Origin of the sequence: Streptomyces sp. NPDC002232 (assembly GCF_042890295.1) — a bacterium.
GTDB lineage: Bacteria > Actinomycetota > Actinomycetes > Streptomycetales > Streptomycetaceae > Streptomyces.
In genome coordinates this window covers 1001326-1018505 of the sequence record NZ_JBIARV010000005.1, presented here as the reverse complement: position 1 = coordinate 1018505, position 17180 = coordinate 1001326, and the positions used below count along the sequence as shown (strand labels likewise).

The window sequence follows — 17180 nt, the reverse complement described above, 5'->3', positions numbered from 1 at the left end:
GCCGGAATCGCGTCGGAATCCTGCGGGAATCAGATCCGGCCGCTGCTCGGAATCGCGTCCGCGGACCGCGGTCGGGAATCCCGTCCGGTTCGCCGCCGGGAATCACATCAGGCCGCTGTCGGCAACGCGTCCGCCCCCCTCGGGAGTCTCATCCGGCCCGCCGCGGGCAGTCGCGTCCGGCCCGGCCGCGCGGAACGGATCGCGCGGACCGCTGCCCGCGCGTCCGGGCGCACCGCCGCGCGGGACCGAGGACGGGAGCCGCCCGGGACACGCGAACGGCCGTGCCCGCCCGAATGCGGGCGGCCACGGCCGTTCGTCGTGCGGGGGGACCGGGTCAGACGGTCTCGGGGAGCTCGTCCAGGCCCTCGGCGACCAGCTTCGCCAGGCGGTCGAGCGCGGCCTCGGCGCCGTCGGCCTCCGACGCGAGCACGATCTCCTCGCCGCCCTGCGCGCCCAGGCCGAGCACCGCGAGCATGGAGGCGGCGTTCACGGGGGTGCCGTCGGACTTGGCGATCGTCACCGGCACGCCGGAAGCCGTGGCGGCACGGACGAAGATGGACGCGGGGCGGGCGTGCAGGCCCTCGGCCCAGCCGACGTTGACGCGGCGCTCAGCCATGGTGTTGCCCTTCAAGTCTCAAGCGGGTTGTCTAGACCAGTCTCTCACGGGTCGCGCGGTGCTCGCGCCGCCCTTCGGCCCGGATCGGACCGCCCTTCGGCCCTTCCTGCCTGGCAACACCTTGCATCGCGCACCCCCGCCGCGCGACCGGTGCCGCACGCGTGTCGCGGCCGTAGGCTGACCCCATGCACAGCGCGTCGGAGCAGTCGGAAGCGGCGGAACCGCCGGCCCCGCCGGAGCATGCCTACCCCGATCACTGGGAGGCGGACGTCGTCCTCCGCGACGGCGGCACCGCCCGCGTCCGGCCCATCACCACCGACGACGCCGACCGCCTCGTGAGCTTCTACGAGCAGGTCTCGGACGAGTCGAAGTACTACCGCTTCTTCGCCCCCTACCCGCGCCTGTCCGCCAAGGACGTCCACCGCTTCACCCATCACGACTTCGTGGACCGGGTCGGCCTCGCGGCGACCGTCGGCGGCGAGTTCATCGCGACCGTGCGCTACGACCGGATCGACGCCCGGGGGCTGCCCGCCTCCGCGCCCGCCGACGAGGCCGAGGTCGCCTTCCTCGTCCAGGACGCGCACCAGGGGAGGGGCGTCGCCTCCGCCCTCCTCGAACACATCGCGGCCGTCGCCCGCGAGCGGGGCATCCGGCGCTTCGCCGCCGAGGTGCTCCCCGCCAACAGCAAGATGATCAAGGTGTTCACCGACGCGGGCTACACCCAGAAGCGCAGCTTCGAGGACGGCTCCGTCCGGCTCCACCTCGACCTCGAACCGACCGATCGCTCCCTCGCCGTCCAGCGCGCCCGCGAGCAGCGCGCCGAGGCGCGGTCCGTGCAGCGGCTCCTCACCCCCGGCTCGGTCGCCGTCGTGGGCGCCGGGCGCGCACCGGGCGGAGTCGGCCGGACGGTCCTGCGCAATCTGCTCGGGGCCGGTTTCACCGGACGGGTGTACGCGGTGAACGCGGCGCTCACCGAGGAGACCGAACTCGACGGCGTCCCCGCCCTTCCCTCCGTCGCCGCCATCGGCGCACCCGTCGACCTGGCCGTCGTCGCCGTCCCCGCCGAACGGGTGCCCGAAGCCGTCGCCGACTGCGGCGAGCACGGGGTGCGCGGCCTCGTCGTGCTCTCCGCCGGATACGCCGAGAGCGGCGCCGCCGGCCGCGAGCGCCAGCGCGCGCTCGTACGGCAGGCCCGCTCGTACGGCATGCGGATCATCGGCCCCAACGCCTTCGGGATCATCAACACCGCCGCCGACGTCCGGCTGAACGCCTCCCTCGCGCCGCAGATGCCCGCCGCCGGGCGCATCGGGCTCTTCACCCAGTCGGGCGCCATCGGGATCGCCCTCCTCGCCGGCCTGCACCGCCGGGGCGCCGGCCTCTCCTCCTTCATCTCGGCCGGCAACCGCGCCGACGTCTCCGGCAACGACTTCCTCCAGCACTGGTACGACGACCCCGGCACCGACGTCGTCCTCCTCTACCTGGAGTCGATCGGCAACCCCCGGAAGTTCACCCGGCTCGCCCGCCGCACCGCCGCCGTCAAGCCCGTCGTGGTCGTCAAGGGCGCCCGGCACAGCGGCAGCGCCCCGCCCGGCCACCGGGTGCCGGTCACCCGCATCCCGCACGCCACCGTCTCCGCGCTGCTCCGCCAGGCCGGGGTGATCCGCGTCGACACGGTCACGGAACTGGTCGACGCCGGGCTGCTCCTGGCGGCCCAGCCGCTGCCCGCCGGGCCCCGGGTCGCGATCCTCGGCAATTCGGAGTCGCTCGGCCTCCTCACGTACGACGCCTGCCTCACCGAGGGGCTGCGGCCGCTGCGGCCACTGGACCTGACGACGGCGGCGGTCCCGGCGGACTTCCGGGACGCGCTCGCCGCGGCCCTCGCCGACGAGACCTCCGACGCGGTCGTCGTCACCGCGATCCCCTGGGTCGGGGAGGACGGGGCCACCGAGTTCGGCGACGGCGAGGTGCTCGCGGCAGCCCTCCGCGAGGCCGTCGCCTCCGCCCCCGCACCGGCGAAGCCGGTCGTCGTCGTCCAGGTGGAGATGGGCGGCCTCGCGGAGGCCCTCGCGGTGGCGACGAGCACCCGGCCGACGGCGGAGCGCGGCGCCGTCACCCGGGAGAACCGTTCCGCCGACACGCCGAAGGACCCGACGGACCGCCCCCACCCGACCCCCGCCCCGACGACCGCGCCCGCACCACCGGCCCCCGCCCCCGCGCCGCAGGCTGCCGTCCCCGACGCGCAGGCCACCCTCCCCGCCTACCCCGCCGCCGAGCGGGCGGTGCGGGCGCTGGCCGAGGCCGTGCGGTACGGGCAGTGGCGGCGGCAGGCCGCCGAGCCCGGGCGGGTGCCCGAGTACGAGGACATCGACGAGGCCGGGGCCGCCGCGCTCATCAGGGACGTGCTCGCCGGCGACCACGTGGACGCCGGCGGCGTGACGCTGGACACCGAGCGGGCCGGGGCCCTCCTCGCGCGCTACGGCATCACCGCGCTGCCGACCCTCCCCGCCCCCACGCCGGACGCCGCCGTCGCGGCCGCCCGCCGGCTCGGCTACCCGGTCGCGCTCAAGACCACCGCACCCCACCTCCGGCACCGCCCCGACCTCGGCGGCGTCCGGCTCGACCTCGCCTCCGAGGGCCAGCTCCGCACGGCGTACGCCGAGATCACCGAGGTCCTCGGCAAGCCGGAGGAGCTCCAGCCGGTCGTCCAGGCGATGGTGCCCCGGGGCGTCGACACCGTCGTCCGTGCCGCGATCGACCCGGCCGTCGGCGCCGTCCTCTCCTTCGGCCTCTCGGGAGCGGCCTCCGAACTGCTCGGCGACACGGCCCACCGGCTGGTCCCGGCCACCGACCGGGACGCCGCCGAACTGATCCGCTCGCTGCGCACCGCCCCCCTGCTCTTCGGCTGGCGAGGCTCCGCCCCCGTCGACACCCCCGCCCTGGAGGAGCTCCTGCTCCGGGTCTCCCGTCTCGTCGACGACCACCCCGAGGTGGTCGCCGTCTCCCTGGAGCCGGTGGTGGTGGCACCCCGCGGACTGTCCGTCCTCGGCGCGACCGTCCGGCTGGCCCCGCCCGCGCCCCGCACCGACCTCGGTCCGCGGAGCCTGCCACGCTACTGACGGGCCTGAGGGGGCCCCTCGGCCCCGTAGGATGGAGTCCATGGCAAAGAGCGGTACGACGACCCAGGGGCTGCGCGCGGCGATCGAGCGCAGCGGCTACTACCCGGCCCTCGTGGCCGAGGCGGTGGAGGCCGCCGTCGGCGGCGAGGCCATCACGTCGTACGTGGTCCACCAGGAGACCACCTTCGACGCGAACGAGGTCCGGCGCCACGTCACCGTCCTCGTCCTGACGCCGCACCGCTTCATCGTCAGCCACACCGACGAGCAGGCCGCCGACACCAGCTCCCCGACCCCGTACGCCACGACGTCGACCGAGTCCGTGAAGCTCGACCGGATCTCGTCGGTCGTCGTCAGCCGTGTCGTCGCCAACCCCGAGTCCTACACGCCGGGCACGCTGCCCCGCGAGGTGGTCCTCACCATCGGCTGGGGCGCCGTCTCCCGCATCGACCTGGAGCCGGCCGCCTGCGGCGACCCGAACTGCGACGCCGACCACGGCTACACGGGCAACGCCACCGCCGACGACCTCAGCCTGCGCGTGAGCGACGCCGGGGACGGCCCGGACACCGTCCGGCAGACCCTCGCCTTCGCCCAGGCGCTCTCCGAAGCCACCGCGGCCACCGCCGCGCCCACCCGCTGATGGCGCAGCCCACCATGACGCACGGCTGGCCCGACGACCCGGTCCCGCTGGCACCGGAGACCGCTCCCGTGCCCGAGTACGCCACGGGCTCGCTCGGCGACCTGCTGCCGACGCTCGTGGCCGGCCAGGGCGTGCCCGGCTTCGACGCGCGGATCGCGGAGCTGGCCCCGGCCGACCGCAACTGCGTCTTCCTGATCGACGGGCTCGGCTGGGAGCAGATCAAGGCCCACCCGGACGAGGCCCCGTACCTGACCTCGCTGCTCGGCTCCTCACGCGGCGGCACGGGCCGTCCGGTCACCGCGGGCTTCCCCGCCACCACCGCGACCTCGCTCGCCTCCGTCGGCACCGGCCGCCACCCCGGGGCCCACGGACTGCCCGGCTACACCGTGCGCGATCCCGCGACCGGCGCCCTGATGAACCAGCTGCGCTGGAAGCCGTGGACCGCGCCGCACGTCTGGCAGCCGTACCCCACCGTCTTCCGGCTCGCGCACGAGGCGGGGGTCCACACCGCCCAGGTGTCGTCCCCGATCTTCGAGCAGACCCCGCTCACGAAGGTCGCGCTCAGCGGCGGAACGTTTCACGGGCGGCTCTCCGGCGAGGAGCGCATGGACTTCGCCGCGGAGCAGCTCGCCGGCGGCGACCGCTCGCTGGTCTACACGTACTACAGCGAGCTCGACGGCGCGGGCCACCGCTTCGGCATCGACTCCGACGCCTGGCGCGGCCAGCTGATGTTCGTCGACCGGCTCGTGCAGCGGCTCGCCGAGCAGCTGCCGCCCCGCGCGGCCCTGTACGTCACGGCCGACCACGGCATGGTCGACATCCCCTTCGACGAGCAGCACCGGATCGACTTCGACGAGGACTGGGAGCTGCGCGCCGGCGTCGCCCTCCTCGGCGGTGAGGGCCGCGCCCGTCACGTCTACGCCGTGCCCGGGGCGGCGGCGGACGTCCTCACCTGCTGGCGCGAGGTCGTCGGCGAGCAGTTCTGGGTGGCGAGCCGCGACGAGGCCATCGACCTCGGCTGGTTCGGGCCCGAGGTCGACGAGCGGGTGTACGGACGGATCGGCGACGTCGTCGCCGCGTCCCACGACGACGTGGCGATCACCGCGTCCGTCAACGAGCCCCACGAGTCCGCGATGGTCGGGATGCACGGGTCCATGACCCCGGCGGAGCAGCTGGTCCCGCTCCTCGAAGTCCGTTCCTGACCCCCGCTCCCGATCCCCGACCCCGAAAGGTCCCCGTTCCGTCATGCCCGAGCTGGTCTTCTTCTCCGGAACCATGGACTGCGGGAAGAGCACCCTGGCGCTCCAGATCGCCCACAACCGCGACGCGCGGGGGCTCCAGGGCGTGATCTTCACGCGTGACGACCGCGCGGGCGAGGGCAAGCTGTCCTCCCGGCTCGGCCTGGTGACGGACGCGGTCGAGGCGCCCCGGGACATGGACCTGTACGCGTACCTGGTCACGCAGCTCTCCCAGGGCGGCAAGGCCGACTACGTGATCGTGGACGAGGCGCAGTTCCTCGCGCCCGAGCAGATCGACCAGCTGGCCCGCATCGTCGACGACCTCAGCCTCGACGTCTTCGCCTTCGGCATCACGACCGACTTCCGCACGAAGCTGTTCCCGGGCTCGCAGCGGCTGATCGAGCTGGCGGACCGGCTCGAACAGCTCCAGGTCGAGGCCCTGTGCTGGTGCGGCGCCCGTGCCACCCACAACGCCCGTACGGTCGGCGGCGCGATGGTCGTCGAGGGCGAGCAGGTCGTCGTCGGGGACGTCAACCGCCCGGCCGAGGAGATCGGTTACGAGGTCCTCTGCCGCCGTCACCACCGCCGCCGCATGACCGCGGCCGCGGCTCGCGCGGGCGCCCTCTCCCCGGACGTCCTGCCCGTCGGCCGGGGCTGAGGAGCGGGCCACCCGCACGTCAGCGGCACCTGACGGCCGGTCGGCCACGAGGGAGGCCGGGTGTCGATCCGTGGGATGCCCCTCCGGGCTCCCCTCCGCCGTGTTATCAGTGAACGAGTGCTGACACGCGGGGCGCTGCCGTCCCCGCGGGACTTCTCGCGGGGGGCTGGTGCTTCATGGGCGACTCCGGGGTCCGGAACGTCATGACGGGAGGGACGTACCTCGGACCGGTGTTCCAGGCCCGGTCCGTGCACGTCACCCTCCAGGAGTCGGACCAGGCCGCCGACCGCGTGCCGGGGGCCGCCGATCCGTGGCTGCGCGCCGCGGCGGGCTCGTCGGTGTGGGACCACGTGCCGGCGACGCGGGACGTGGAGGCGGTCCGCGCGCACGCCTCGGCCGTCGTCCTCGCCCTGGCGGCGCTGCGCGACGAGGCCTCGGCGGTGCTGGGAGACGACCCCTGGCAGGACCCGGGCATGCCGGAGCGGTTCCTGGAGCGGGTGGAGTGGCTCCTCGGCGAGCCGGACCCGGACGCGCCGCTCGACCTCTACCCCGCCGAGGCCGCCCTGCTCGTCCTCGTCCCGTTCCTCCACCGCGTCGACTGGCTGAGGACGGCCGCCCGGTACGCGGCCGTCGGACCGTCGCGTCTGGAGCGCGTACCGGACGCGGGCGACGACCGGCTGTCGTACGAGGCCTTCACGGAGGAGAACGACCGGCTCGTCACCCGAGCGGCGCTGCGACCGGAGGCGACGGCCCCGATCGGATGGTGGCTGTTCCACCGCTGGACCCTGCGCCGCGGCTTCCACGCCGACCCCGCGGCCGTGCGCGAACTGCTCGCCCTCGTCTGCGAGCCGACGGGACCCCTGGGCGACATCCTCGGCGCCGGCCGCGTCGCCCGGTTGCTGCACGGCGTCCGGCGCGGCCCCGATGTCGCCCATGCCGAGTTCCTGGAGCAGCTGCGGTCGGACGACCGGGTCCGGTCCGCCGGCCCGCAGCGCGTGCGGGAACGCCGGCTCGTCCTCCTCACCGCGCTCGCGTACGGGACGTGCCTGGACATGGTGGCGCTGCCGGAGATCGTGGTCGAGCACCTCGGCATCCCGCACCCCGTCGACCTCGGCCTCCTCCTCGACACCCTCGAAGGGGCCACCTGGGGAGGGCAGGCGGCACTGCCCGTACTGCGGGCCGACTGCCATCACGAGGCCGTCATCGAAGGGCTGAGGGACCACACGGCCCGGGCGGACGAGATCCTGCACGCGGTCCACCGCGCCACGCGGGAGTGGATCACCCAGCCCATGCCGGCCCTGCCGACCCGGCTGTCCGCGGACGACGTACGGCCCGCGGACGGGGTCTTCGACGGCTGGGCGGCCTTCCGCCTGGACGAGCGCCGGGTCCGTGAACTCCTCATGGGCGTCCAGCTCTACAAGGACCGGGACCTCGCCGTGCGCGAGCTGTACCAGAACGCGCTCGACGCCTGCCGCTACCGCCGGGCCCGAACCGAGTACCTGAACCGGGCGGAGGGCCACGCCCATTCCTACGGGGGACGGATCACGTTCGAGCAGGGAGTCGACGAGACCGGCCGCGCCTACCTGGAATGCCGGGACGACGGCATCGGGATGGGCGACGCCGAACTGCGGGGGGTCTTCTCGCAGGCCGGCGCGCGGTTCGCCGAGCAGACCGACTTCAAGCTGGAGCGCGCCGCCTGGGAGGCCCTCGATCCGCCCGTCGAACTCTTCCCCAACAGCCGCTTCGGCATCGGGGTGCTGAGCTACTTCATGCTGGCCGACGAGCTGACCGTGACGACCTGCCGGATGGGCCTGAACGGCGCGCCCGGTCCCCTGCTCCAGGTCTCCGTCCACGGCCCGGGGCACCTCTTCCGCATCGCCCGCCTCGCCGAGCGCGGCGACCGGCCCGGCACGCGCGTACGCCTGTACCTGCGGGGCGCGACGGGGCCCGATGACGGCTGGTCCTGCGTCGACGTACTCGAACGACTGCTCGGCATCGCCGAGTTCGGCACCTCCGCCTCCCACGGGGCCCGGCACGCCGAGTGGCAGCCCGGCCGGCTGCCCCTCAGGAAAGCGCCCGACCGGGAGCGCTTCGGTCTCGACACCCACGGCGAACGGGTCCCCTGCCCGGACCCGGCGCCGGGCGTCTCGGTCACCTGGACCGAACACGGCGGCGGCCTGCTCGTGGACGGGCTCGTCGTGCAGTCCGCCGCCCAGGCGGGCGTCCTCTCCTCGGCTCCGTCGGGGCTCACCGGCGTCGTCGTCAACCTGTCCGGGGCACACGCCCCCGGACAGCTCTCCGCCGACCGCGCGCAGGTCCTCGACGACCTCGCGCCCTTCCTGCGGGACGTGCTGACCGGAGCGGCGGACGTCCTCGCCACCGGTGACCACGCCCTCCTGAACTTCACCTGGGTCTGCCGGATCGCCCGCCACAGCCCCCTCCTCGCCGACCTCCTGACCGAAGCGGCCGTACGGGCGGGGAAGCCGGTCGGATTCGGGCCGGAGTCGCTCGACCCCACGCGGACGGGCATCCTGCCCTCCGACGCCGACATGTTCCTGGAGCCCCCGGGACACGGGGAGGAGGAATGGTCCTCCTGGGACGTCCTGGGGAAGCCGCCCGAGCACATCCACCTGTGGCGACTCCTCGCGCACGGACCGCGCCGCATCCTGGAGGAGCTCTCCGAGTTCTGCCCCGAACTCCTCTCACCCGGGCCCGTGCTGCCCGCGGTGCCGTCCGACCTGCTGCTGCTCGCGAGCCCGAGCGACAACACCCAGTACTGGCACTGGAACGGCCCCTACGACGAGGAGGGGAAGTACACCCGGGCGATCGAGGAGTGGGGCCTCGACCCCCGGGCCGCGACCGACCGGGCGGCCCGGCTCGGCCTCCCGGCCGCCCGCCCCGAGGGCCTTCCGCCGGGCGCGCCGGGCGGCGGGGGCGTACCGACGGCGGCGGAGCTCGCCGACGGGGCCCTGGAGGGGGAGAGGACACCCGCGGAGGTCGCCGCGACGTGGCGGGCCGGCGGGGTCGACGTACCGGACGAGGTGGTCCTCCTGGCCCAGGGCTACTTGGAGGAACCCGAGTTCCTGCGCCGGTACGGCGACAGGGAGGCGTCGGGGTGGTTCGCCGCGGGGGAGACCGTGCCTCCCGGGCGCCTCGCACAGGCGAGCGCCGAGCTCGGCCTCACGGTCACCGAGGTGTGCGCACGCTACCGGAGGTTCGGCCTGCCGACGGACGAGCAGGGGCTGGCCGACCGGCCTGCGCCCGGGACCGAGGTCCTCCTGCGCGAGTTCTGCCAGGAGAAGGGCGCCTGGCTGACCCGGCCGTGCGTCCTGGCGCCCGAGCAGATCCTGCGGGCGGCCGACCACCTGGAGGTGGAGCCGTCCGAGGCCGAGCGGATCTACCGCGACCTGGGCTTCGTGGGGGCGCGTCCGCTGCCCCCCGACGCGACGGTCGACGATCTCGCCCTCTTCGGCGACGAGTGGATGTTCTACGACGACTGGTTCACCCCGCCGGGCCCCCTGCCCTACGGGCTGCTCCTCGAGGCGGTCGGTCCGCAGCGCCCGCTCGCGCACGTCGTCACCCGCTTCCGGGCGTACGGATTCGTCGTCCCGCTCCGTGCCCCCGACACCCTCGACGACCTCGACGCGATCCTCCTGAGCACGTCGGGTCCCTGCTCCTGGTGGGGCGTCGACACCGATGACCCCATGCCCTTCGCGCACGTCCTGGAGGCCGCACACACCACCTTCCGCAGGCCGGAGGAGCTCGCCGCGCGTCTGGTCTCCTACGGGGTGCCGTTGTCGTGCGACGGTCTTCCGGACGGGCTGACGTTCGACGCCTCCCGACGCCTCCTCAAGCGCGACGGGGTCGGAGGGGACGAGAAGTTCCTGACGAAAAACTCCGAGGTGTCCTTGCCAGATCTCCTCCAGCGCGCGCGAAACGTCGGTGCCCCGGTCGGGCGCGTGGTCGCCTGGCTGGACGAGCTGGGGATCCCGGTCCCCGACCTCGCCCTCATCCTGCGCCGGTCCCTCGACCGGGTGCCCAGGCCCTAGGCGACGTCAGGCCGGCCTAGCCGCCGCCCCGGCCTGACCGCCGGGACGGCGGCTAGGAGGCGGACGGCGGGGCGGTCCGGTGGACGGTGAGCGTCACGTGGGAGAAGTCCCGGCCCTGGAAGACCTCGCCGCTCTGCGTTCCGCCCCCGATGTGGTTGTGCGTGGTGCCGCCCGCGTCCGCCGCGCGCGCCTGCTGCCACCACTCGTCGAGGAGCCGCGCGAACGAGCTGTCCAGCGCCGCCCGTACGCCCAGCGCCGTCGCCAGGACCTGGGCGCGCGCGGGGTCGTTCGGGGCCTCCTCCAGCGCGACGAGTTCCGGCTCGCCCGAGCTCACGCCGACGGCGACGTCGTCGTCCGCTCCGCCCGCTCCCTCCGTGCCGTCCGCTCCCTCCGCACCGCCGCGCCGGAAGGGGCGCCGGACGAGTGCGGAGAGGCCCTGCCACGCGTGGCGGCCGGCCTCGCCGCCGACTCCTCCGGCCATGGCCGCGAGGGCGGCCGCTGTGATCGGGTCCATGCGCGCGCTCCCTGGGTCGTCTCCTGGGTCGTCTCAGCCTCAGCTTAGGCCGGAGCCCGGTCCACGTGTCGTCAGTTCGCCAGGGAGGAGCGGCTGTCGACGGATCACGCGTCCGGGAGCGGCTGCCTCAGGGCGTCCTTCAGGTCGTCGAGGGCGGCGGGGGCCACCGGCGCCGTACCCGTCAGGGTGCCGAGCAGTGCCTGGGCCAGGACGGTCGCCTCGCCGATCCGGGCGTCCTCGCGTTCGTCGCCCGTGACCTTTCCGACGACGGCGTCCCGTACCGCGTGCGAGATGGCCGGGTCCTGGAAGAGCTCCGGGAACGACAGCGCCGTCATGCAGACGCCCACGTTGGCGGAGAGGATCGACTGGCCCGCGAGTTCGGGGGCGGTGCGCAGGCATCCGGCGTCGCGGCAGCGCTCCACGGCCTTGAGGAGGATCGCCTGCGCCTCCTTGATGGCCTGCGGCTTGGCGTCGCCCGTGGGCGTGAACATCAGCCGGTAGAGGTGCGGGTTGCGCAGCGCGAACGCGACGTGGCTGTCCCAGGCCGTGCGCAGGTCCGCCACCGGATCGTCGGTGAGCGGGTTCCGCCGCTTCTCGGCGAGGAAGCGCTCGAAGCCGATGTCGGCCACCGCCGTCAGCAGTCCCTGCTTGTCGCCGAACTGGCGGTAGATCTCCGGGGCGCCGACCTTCGCCCGCTCGCAGATGGCCCGGGTCGAGATCGCCAGCGCGTCCTGGGTGGCGAGAAGTTCCCCGGTCGCTTCCAGGATGCGCTCGCGTGCCGTCGACATGCCTCTCACGATAACAGCGCTAACAGTCCTGACCTGGGAAACCGAAAGCGACGTTAGCGATGCTTACGCAATGTGTTAGCGTGTGAAACATCGTTCGCAACGCGAGAGCTGGTGTTCCCATGAACCGTTCGACGCTTCTCCGCCGACGCCTGGCCCCGGGCGCGGTCGTGGCCACGGCCGTGGCCCTCCTCGTCGGCTGCGGCGGCGGAACCGGCGAACCGTCTCCCCCCGCCCAGGCGTTCACCGCCACCCACGTCGGCGGGCCGACCACGATCCTGGAGATCGGCGGCCTGCGCCTCCTGCTCGATCCCACCTTCGACGCGCCGAAGAAGTACAGGAGCGGTCTGGAGAAGACCCGGGCCCCCGCGCTCGACGTCGAGCAGATCGGCAGGATCGACGCCGTCCTGCTCTCGCACGACCAGCACGACGACAACCTCGACGACACGGGCCGCGCCCTCCTGAAGGACGTGCCCGTCGTCCTCTCCACGCCCGGCGCGCGCCGGCGGCTCGGCGACCACGTCACCGCCCTGAGGAGCTGGGAGTCCCACCGGATCGCCACCGCCGGCGGCACGGTCGAGGTCACCGCCGTGCCCGCCCTGCACGGGCCCGACGGCGTGGACCGCGGCGCCGACGGCGAGGTCACTGGCTTCGTCCTCAGCGGCGACGGCGTCCCCACCACCTACATCTCCGGGGACAACGCCTCCGTGAAGGTCGCCGAGGAGGTCGGCGACCGGATCAGGAAGGACATCGGCCCCCTCGACACGGCCGTCCTCTTCGCCGGAGCCGCCCGCACCCCCGCGATCCTCGGCAACGCCCCCTTGACGCTCACCTCCGCGAACGCCGCCCGGGTGGCGAAGGCCCTCGACCCCCGCAAGGTGGTCGCCGTCCACACCGACGGCTGGAACATCTACTCCGAGGACATGCCGTCCCTGGTCGAGGCGTTCCGGGCGCAGGGCATCGACGACGAACTCGTCGACCTCGCGCCCGACGGCACCCCCAAGAGCCTCTCCTGACACCGACCGTCCCGACGGCACCCCCAAGAGCCTCTCCTGACACCGACCGTCCCGACAGCACCCCCAAGTCCCTCCCTACCGGACACCCGCCGCCCCTCAGACCCCCTGCCCTTCCGTCCCTCCGGACACCCGTCGAAAGGAACACCCCATGACCGCCTCCACCACCCTCCGCGACGTCATCGGCCTGCCCCAGGAGCTGCCCCGCCTCGGCGAGTCCGCGCTGATCATGATCGACTTCCAGAACACCTACCGCACCGGCGTCATGCGCCTCGACGGAGCCGAGCGGGCCCTCGCCGCCGGCGCCCGGCTCCTCGCCGCCGCCCGCGCGGCGGGCGCCCCCGTCGTCCACATCGTCAACGACGGCGGCGAGGGCACCCCGTACGACATCCGGGCCGAGATCGGCGCGATCAGCGACGAAGTCGCCCCGGTCGAGGGCGAGAAGGTCGTCGTCAAGCAGTTCCCCAACGCCTTCCACGCCACCGACCTGGAGGAGACCCTGAAGGACCTGGGCGTGACCGGCGACCTCGTCATCGCCGGCTTCATGACCCACATGTGCGTCCTCTTCACCGCCCAGGGCGCCTTCAACCTCGGCTACCGCCCGACCGTCGTCGCCGAGGCCACCGCGACCCGCCCCCTGGAGGCCCCGGACGGCAGCGTGCAGCCGTCGGAGGTCCTCCAGGCCGCGAGCCTCACCACCGTCCGGGACCTGTTCGGCACGGTGGCCCGCACGGTGGACGAGCTCGTCGCCCCCGCGCCCGTCGCCTGACGCCCGCGGCCGCCACCGAGGGCACCGGCACCCGGAGTTCACCCGGGGTGTGCCTGAAGAGCGCCTGCCGATCGGTTGCGGGTCGCCCGCCTCGGCGGTAATGGCGGTCGGCCCGTGACGACCCCTCCGGGCCGCTGCCCGCAGTGCGCCCCCTGGAGGATGTGTGCCACCCGCCGCCGAGGCCGTGTACGTCGAGGACCCCGAGCACGGGACCGTACGCGAGGAGCACGGCGGTGACCGGCGGCGGTTCGCGGCCCTGCGGGCCCCGGCCGCCGCCGCCCTGCTCACCGCCGCGCTGCTCTGCCTCGCCACCCGCCTCTCCCGCACGTACCCCTTCGGGCCGGTGACCCGGAACGTCGTCGACCTCGGCCAGCAGTACCTGCCGTACCACGCCTACTGGCGCTCCTTCCTGCTCGGCGAGACCCACGGGGACGCCTTCCTCAACTGGAACTCCGGCTTCGGGTCCAACTTCCTCGGCGACATCGGCACCTACCTGAGCAGCCCCTTCGACCTGCTCGTCGTCCTCTTCCCGGCGGACCGCGTCGAACTCGCGCTCTACGTCGTGACCGCGGCCAAGATCAGCGCCGCAGCGGCCGCCATGGCGTTCCTGCTCCTGCGACTGCGCCCCGGTCCCTGGCCGGTCGCGGCCGTCCTCGGCACCGCGTACGCCCTCTCCGGCTGGACCCTGAACTTCGGTGCCACCGTCCCGATGTGGCTCGACGGCCTCGTCGCCTTCCCCCTGCTCTGCCTGGTCGGCGAGTGGGCCCGCACCGGCCGCCGTCCCGTCCTCGGCCCCCTGGTCGTCGCCCTGGCCTGGATCGCCAACTTCTACACCGCGTACATGGCGACCCTCGGCGCGGCCGTCGTCCTCGCCGTCCGCCTCCTCACCGCCGAGGAGACCGCCGGAGCCCGGGAGCGCCTCGCCGGGGCCCTGCGCGCCGCCCGGAGCGTCCTCATCGGCATCGGGCTCGCCGCGCCCCTGGTCGTGGTCGTCTTCCTCGCCACGAAGGTCGCCGACCCGACGCCCGAGACCACCTTCGCGCCCGCGGCCTGGACCGATGTCCTCGCCCGCTTCCTGCCCGCGACCGCGAGCGTCGCCAGCCCCGCCCTCTACATCGGCACGCCCGCCCTGGCGCTGGCCCTGACCCTGCCCTTCAACCGCGCCGTCGCCCCCCGTGTCCGGGCGGGCTGGACGGCCGCGATCGTCCTGGTGACGCTCTCCCTCCAGTGGGAGCCCACCCATCTGCTGTGGCACGCGGGCGCGTCGCCGAACGGCATCCCGTACCGCCAGACCTTCGTCCTGTGCGGCCTCCTGCTCATCGGCGCCTGGTTCTCGGCCGCCCGGGGCGTCCCTGGGCCACCGGCGCTGCTCGCGGGCGGGGCGCTGCTCGGGGCCCTGGCGTGGGCCGCCCGGGGCAGCGTCGACATCGACCGGTGGACCTTCCCCGCGTCCGGCGCGGCCGCGCTCCTCGCGCTCACCGCCGTCCTCCTCGCCCTGGCGGCCGGCCGCCGGTCCACCGCGCGCGTGCTGCCCGTCCTCGCCGTGCTGCTCCTCGCCGGCGCCCAGGCCGGCGAGGTGGCCGTCACCGGGAAGCGGATCGAGGAGCAGCAGCGGAGCAAGGTCTCCTGGTCCCCCCGGGTCGGCCCCTGGCACACGACCGCCGCCGCCGAGGTGGCCCGCGCGGACGACTGGCCGCGCCACCGCACGGACCCCGGAGAGGTCCCCGGAGGCAACGACGTGCTGCTCGTCGGCGGGCAGGGCGCCGACTACTACAGCAGCCTCACCTCGGACGTCACGTCCCGCACCCTGTCCTCCCTCGGCTTCGGGTACTACGCGAAGGGCCGCCACCCGGTCACCCTCGACAACCCGGTCGCCGACGCCCTCTTCTCCATCGGCACCCGGCTGCGCTCGAAGCCCACGGAGCCGGTACGGCAGGACGCCCCGCCCCGCGCCACGGTCACCGTCACCACGACCCCCGTCCCGCCGCTGATCACCGTCCGCCCGCCGGGGCGCCCGGCCACGCACCCCGGCGACTCCGCGTTCGCACGGCAGGAACGCCTCCTGGGCGCCGACGTGTACGAGCTGCCCGCCCCGCGCCGCACCGGACGCACCCTCACCGCCGGCTGCCCCGCCGGCTCCCAGGTCTGGTTCTGGGCGCCCGAGTACCGGGGCACGGCGGCCCTCGCGGGGGAGCGGCCCGTGTCCTTCGACGGCAAGTCGCCCTCCGTGCGCGCCCCCATGCAGGCCCTCGGCACCGTCCCGGAATCCGGCGCGGTACGGATCGACCTCGGGCCCGAGGGCAAGCTGCGGCTGCCCCGGGAGCCGGTCGGCTGCCTGGTCCGGGCCCGGCTGGACTCCGCCGTGCGGGAGCTCACCGCCACCGGCGCCACGCGCGTGCGTGCCGACGGACACACCGTCACCGCCGAACTACCCCCGGGCAGCGAGGGCGTCGCGGTCCTCGCCGCCCCGCGCGTCTCCGGCTGGCGCTGCGCCGCCGGAGACGCGGACGCCCGCCCCGCGCGCGCGTACCAGGGCCTCGTCGCCGTTCCCCTCGACGGTCGGGCGACCACGGTCAGCTGCTCCTTCCGGCCGCCGGGGATCACGCTCGGCGGCGCGGTCGGCGGGGCGGCGCTCCTCGCGCTCGCGGCGACGGCCGTCCTGCACCGGCGACGGGCCCGCCGGTGACGGCGGTTCGCGCCGGAGACGACAAGAGTTCACCCGGAGTGCACGCGTGGATCGTTCCCCGGGAGAAGTCGGTCGTTACTGTGCCCGCCGTAACGGCGTTCCATTGTTCGAATCAGTGTGGGGATCCCGAGTGCCGAAACTGTCCGTCGTCGTACCGTTCCACAATGTCGGGGCCTACGCGCCCGACACCTTGCGCAGTCTGGCGAACAACGCGGATCCGGAATTCGAGTTCCTGCTGATCGACGACTGCTCGACGGACGACACCCCGGAGATCCTCGACCGCTGGCGCGACCGGCTGCCGAACGCCACCGTCATACGGCACGAGACGAACCAGGGCGTCGCCCAGGCACGCAACACCGGAATCGACGCGGCGCGCGGCGACTACCTCACGTTTCTCGACGGCGACGACTGGTACGCGCCCGGTCACCTGAGCGCCGCCGTGGCCGGGATCTCCCGCCTCGACTGCGACTTCGCCCGTACCGACCACGTCCTCTCGGAAGGACGCAAGCGGCAGATCCGCTATGCCCCGGCCAAGCGGCGCGACGCCGTGATGGACCCCCGGGACGGCATTTCTCCGGCCAGCATGGTCACGATGGTCGACTATCCCTTCGTTCCCTTCGGAATCTACAGCGGGCGCCTTTTCGAGAACGGGGAATCCCGTTTCGAGACCTCGCTGCGGACCGCCGAGGACCGGCTCTGGATCTGGCGGCTCCACCTCAAGGCGCGCACCTTCGCCGCGCTCTCCCTGCACGGGGTCTTCTACCGGCGGGGCGTCACCACCTCGCTCACCCAGATCACCGACAACCGGCAGCTGGACTTCATCCCCTCGTACGACCTGCTGCTCGACGACGTGTCGCGGGACCGGGAGGCGGACCGCTTCCTCCCGAAGGCGGTCCGCACGTACTGCGCGATGATCGCCTTCCACATGGCGAAGGGCGACACGTACGAACCCGCCGTCGCCGCGAAGCTGCGCGCCGACGTCCGCGACGCCCTGCACCGCATGCCGCGGGAGGTCCTCGACGAGACCCTCGCCACCATGGACACCCCCCGCAGCACCCTCCTCCGGAGCCTGCGCGACACCGGAAGGACCGCCTGACCC

Annotated in this window: 12 protein-coding genes; 9 read left to right on the top strand and 3 right to left on the bottom strand. The window is 74.1% G+C overall.

Annotation, left to right across the window (positions count from 1 at the left end; translation table 11 throughout):
* Positions 1 to 334: 334 nt before the first annotated feature.
* On the bottom strand, positions 335 to 616 hold the full coding sequence (locus tag ACFYXU_RS27630) for an HPr family phosphocarrier protein (RefSeq protein ID WP_015036698.1): 282 nt from the start codon (positions 614 to 616) through the stop codon (positions 335 to 337).
* Between the two features lie 185 nt (positions 617 to 801).
* Between ACFYXU_RS27630 and ACFYXU_RS27625 the strand changes: the two genes are divergently transcribed.
* The 5 genes from ACFYXU_RS27625 (at position 802) to ACFYXU_RS27605 (ending at position 10314) form a co-directional block, all read left to right on the top strand.
* Positions 802 to 3732: a GNAT family N-acetyltransferase gene (locus ACFYXU_RS27625; protein ID WP_389460450.1), complete on the top strand. Its 2931-nt coding sequence runs from the start codon at positions 802 to 804 to the stop codon at positions 3730 to 3732.
* 40 nt (positions 3733 to 3772) lie between these two features.
* On the top strand, positions 3773 to 4369 hold the full coding sequence (locus ACFYXU_RS27620; protein WP_329857230.1) for a DUF5998 family protein: 597 nt from the start codon (positions 3773 to 3775) through the stop codon (positions 4367 to 4369).
* On the top strand, positions 4369 to 5571 hold the full coding sequence (locus tag ACFYXU_RS27615; protein ID WP_329857229.1) for a nucleotide pyrophosphatase/phosphodiesterase family protein: 1203 nt from the start codon (positions 4369 to 4371) through the stop codon (positions 5569 to 5571). Before ACFYXU_RS27620 ends, ACFYXU_RS27615 begins: the two co-directional genes overlap by 1 nt.
* 43 nt (positions 5572 to 5614) lie before the next feature.
* Positions 5615 to 6265 carry a thymidine kinase gene (locus ACFYXU_RS27610; protein WP_376510213.1) on the top strand — a complete coding sequence of 217 codons (651 nt, stop codon included), beginning with the start codon at positions 5615 to 5617 and terminating at the stop codon, positions 6263 to 6265.
* Between the two features lie 203 nt (positions 6266 to 6468).
* Complete coding sequence (locus tag ACFYXU_RS27605) at positions 6469 to 10314, top strand: ATP-binding protein (RefSeq protein ID WP_389460448.1); 3846 nt, start codon at positions 6469 to 6471, stop codon at positions 10312 to 10314.
* A 52-nt stretch (positions 10315 to 10366) separates the two neighbouring features.
* Here the strand turns inward: ACFYXU_RS27605 and ACFYXU_RS27600 are convergent, their stop codons facing one another.
* Both ACFYXU_RS27600 and ACFYXU_RS27595 read right to left on the bottom strand, forming a co-directional pair.
* Positions 10367 to 10828, bottom strand: coding sequence for a hypothetical protein (locus ACFYXU_RS27600; protein ID WP_389460447.1), 462 nt, complete (start codon positions 10826 to 10828; stop codon positions 10367 to 10369).
* Between the two features lie 104 nt (positions 10829 to 10932).
* Positions 10933 to 11616: a TetR/AcrR family transcriptional regulator gene (locus ACFYXU_RS27595; RefSeq protein WP_389460445.1), complete on the bottom strand. Its 684-nt coding sequence runs from the start codon at positions 11614 to 11616 to the stop codon at positions 10933 to 10935.
* Positions 11617 to 11735: 119 nt separating this feature from the next.
* On the opposite strand from ACFYXU_RS27595, the gene ACFYXU_RS27590 reads away from it, so the two are divergent.
* From ACFYXU_RS27590 to ACFYXU_RS27575, 4 genes are all read left to right on the top strand, one after another.
* Positions 11736 to 12629, top strand: a complete 894-nt coding sequence (locus ACFYXU_RS27590; protein WP_389460442.1) for an MBL fold metallo-hydrolase — start codon at positions 11736 to 11738, stop codon at positions 12627 to 12629.
* Between the two features lie 148 nt (positions 12630 to 12777).
* Positions 12778 to 13395, top strand: a complete 618-nt coding sequence (locus ACFYXU_RS27585; protein WP_361404139.1) for an isochorismatase family protein — start codon at positions 12778 to 12780, stop codon at positions 13393 to 13395.
* Between the two features lie 163 nt (positions 13396 to 13558).
* Positions 13559 to 16081, top strand: coding sequence for a YfhO family protein (locus tag ACFYXU_RS27580; RefSeq protein WP_389460440.1), 2523 nt, complete (start codon positions 13559 to 13561; stop codon positions 16079 to 16081).
* 130 nt (positions 16082 to 16211) lie between these two features.
* Positions 16212 to 17177, top strand: coding sequence for a glycosyltransferase family 2 protein (locus ACFYXU_RS27575; RefSeq protein ID WP_376510201.1), 966 nt, complete (start codon positions 16212 to 16214; stop codon positions 17175 to 17177).
* The last annotated feature ends 3 nt before the right edge of the window (positions 17178 to 17180 follow it).

Bases quoted from the DNA above. Each gene is read 5' to 3' on its own strand.
- ACFYXU_RS27620 (WP_329857230.1), top strand. From the start codon at position 3,773: ATGGCAAAGAGCGGTACGACGACCCAGGGGCTGCGCGCGGCGATCGAG.
- ACFYXU_RS27630 (WP_015036698.1), bottom strand. From the start codon at position 616: ATGGCTGAGCGCCGCGTCAACGTCGGCTGGGCCGAGGGCCTGCACGCC.
- ACFYXU_RS27585 (WP_361404139.1), top strand. From the start codon at position 12,778: ATGACCGCCTCCACCACCCTCCGCGACGTCATCGGCCTGCCCCAGGAG.
- ACFYXU_RS27590 (WP_389460442.1), top strand. From the start codon at position 11,736: ATGAACCGTTCGACGCTTCTCCGCCGACGCCTGGCCCCGGGCGCGGTC.
- ACFYXU_RS27605 (WP_389460448.1), top strand. From the start codon at position 6,469: ATGACGGGAGGGACGTACCTCGGACCGGTGTTCCAGGCCCGGTCCGTG.
- ACFYXU_RS27595 (WP_389460445.1), bottom strand. From the start codon at position 11,616: ATGTCGACGGCACGCGAGCGCATCCTGGAAGCGACCGGGGAACTTCTC.
- ACFYXU_RS27625 (WP_389460450.1), top strand. From the start codon at position 802: ATGCACAGCGCGTCGGAGCAGTCGGAAGCGGCGGAACCGCCGGCCCCG.
- ACFYXU_RS27600 (WP_389460447.1), bottom strand. From the start codon at position 10,828: ATGGACCCGATCACAGCGGCCGCCCTCGCGGCCATGGCCGGAGGAGTC.
- ACFYXU_RS27610 (WP_376510213.1), top strand. From the start codon at position 5,615: ATGCCCGAGCTGGTCTTCTTCTCCGGAACCATGGACTGCGGGAAGAGC.
- ACFYXU_RS27615 (WP_329857229.1), top strand. From the start codon at position 4,369: ATGGCGCAGCCCACCATGACGCACGGCTGGCCCGACGACCCGGTCCCG.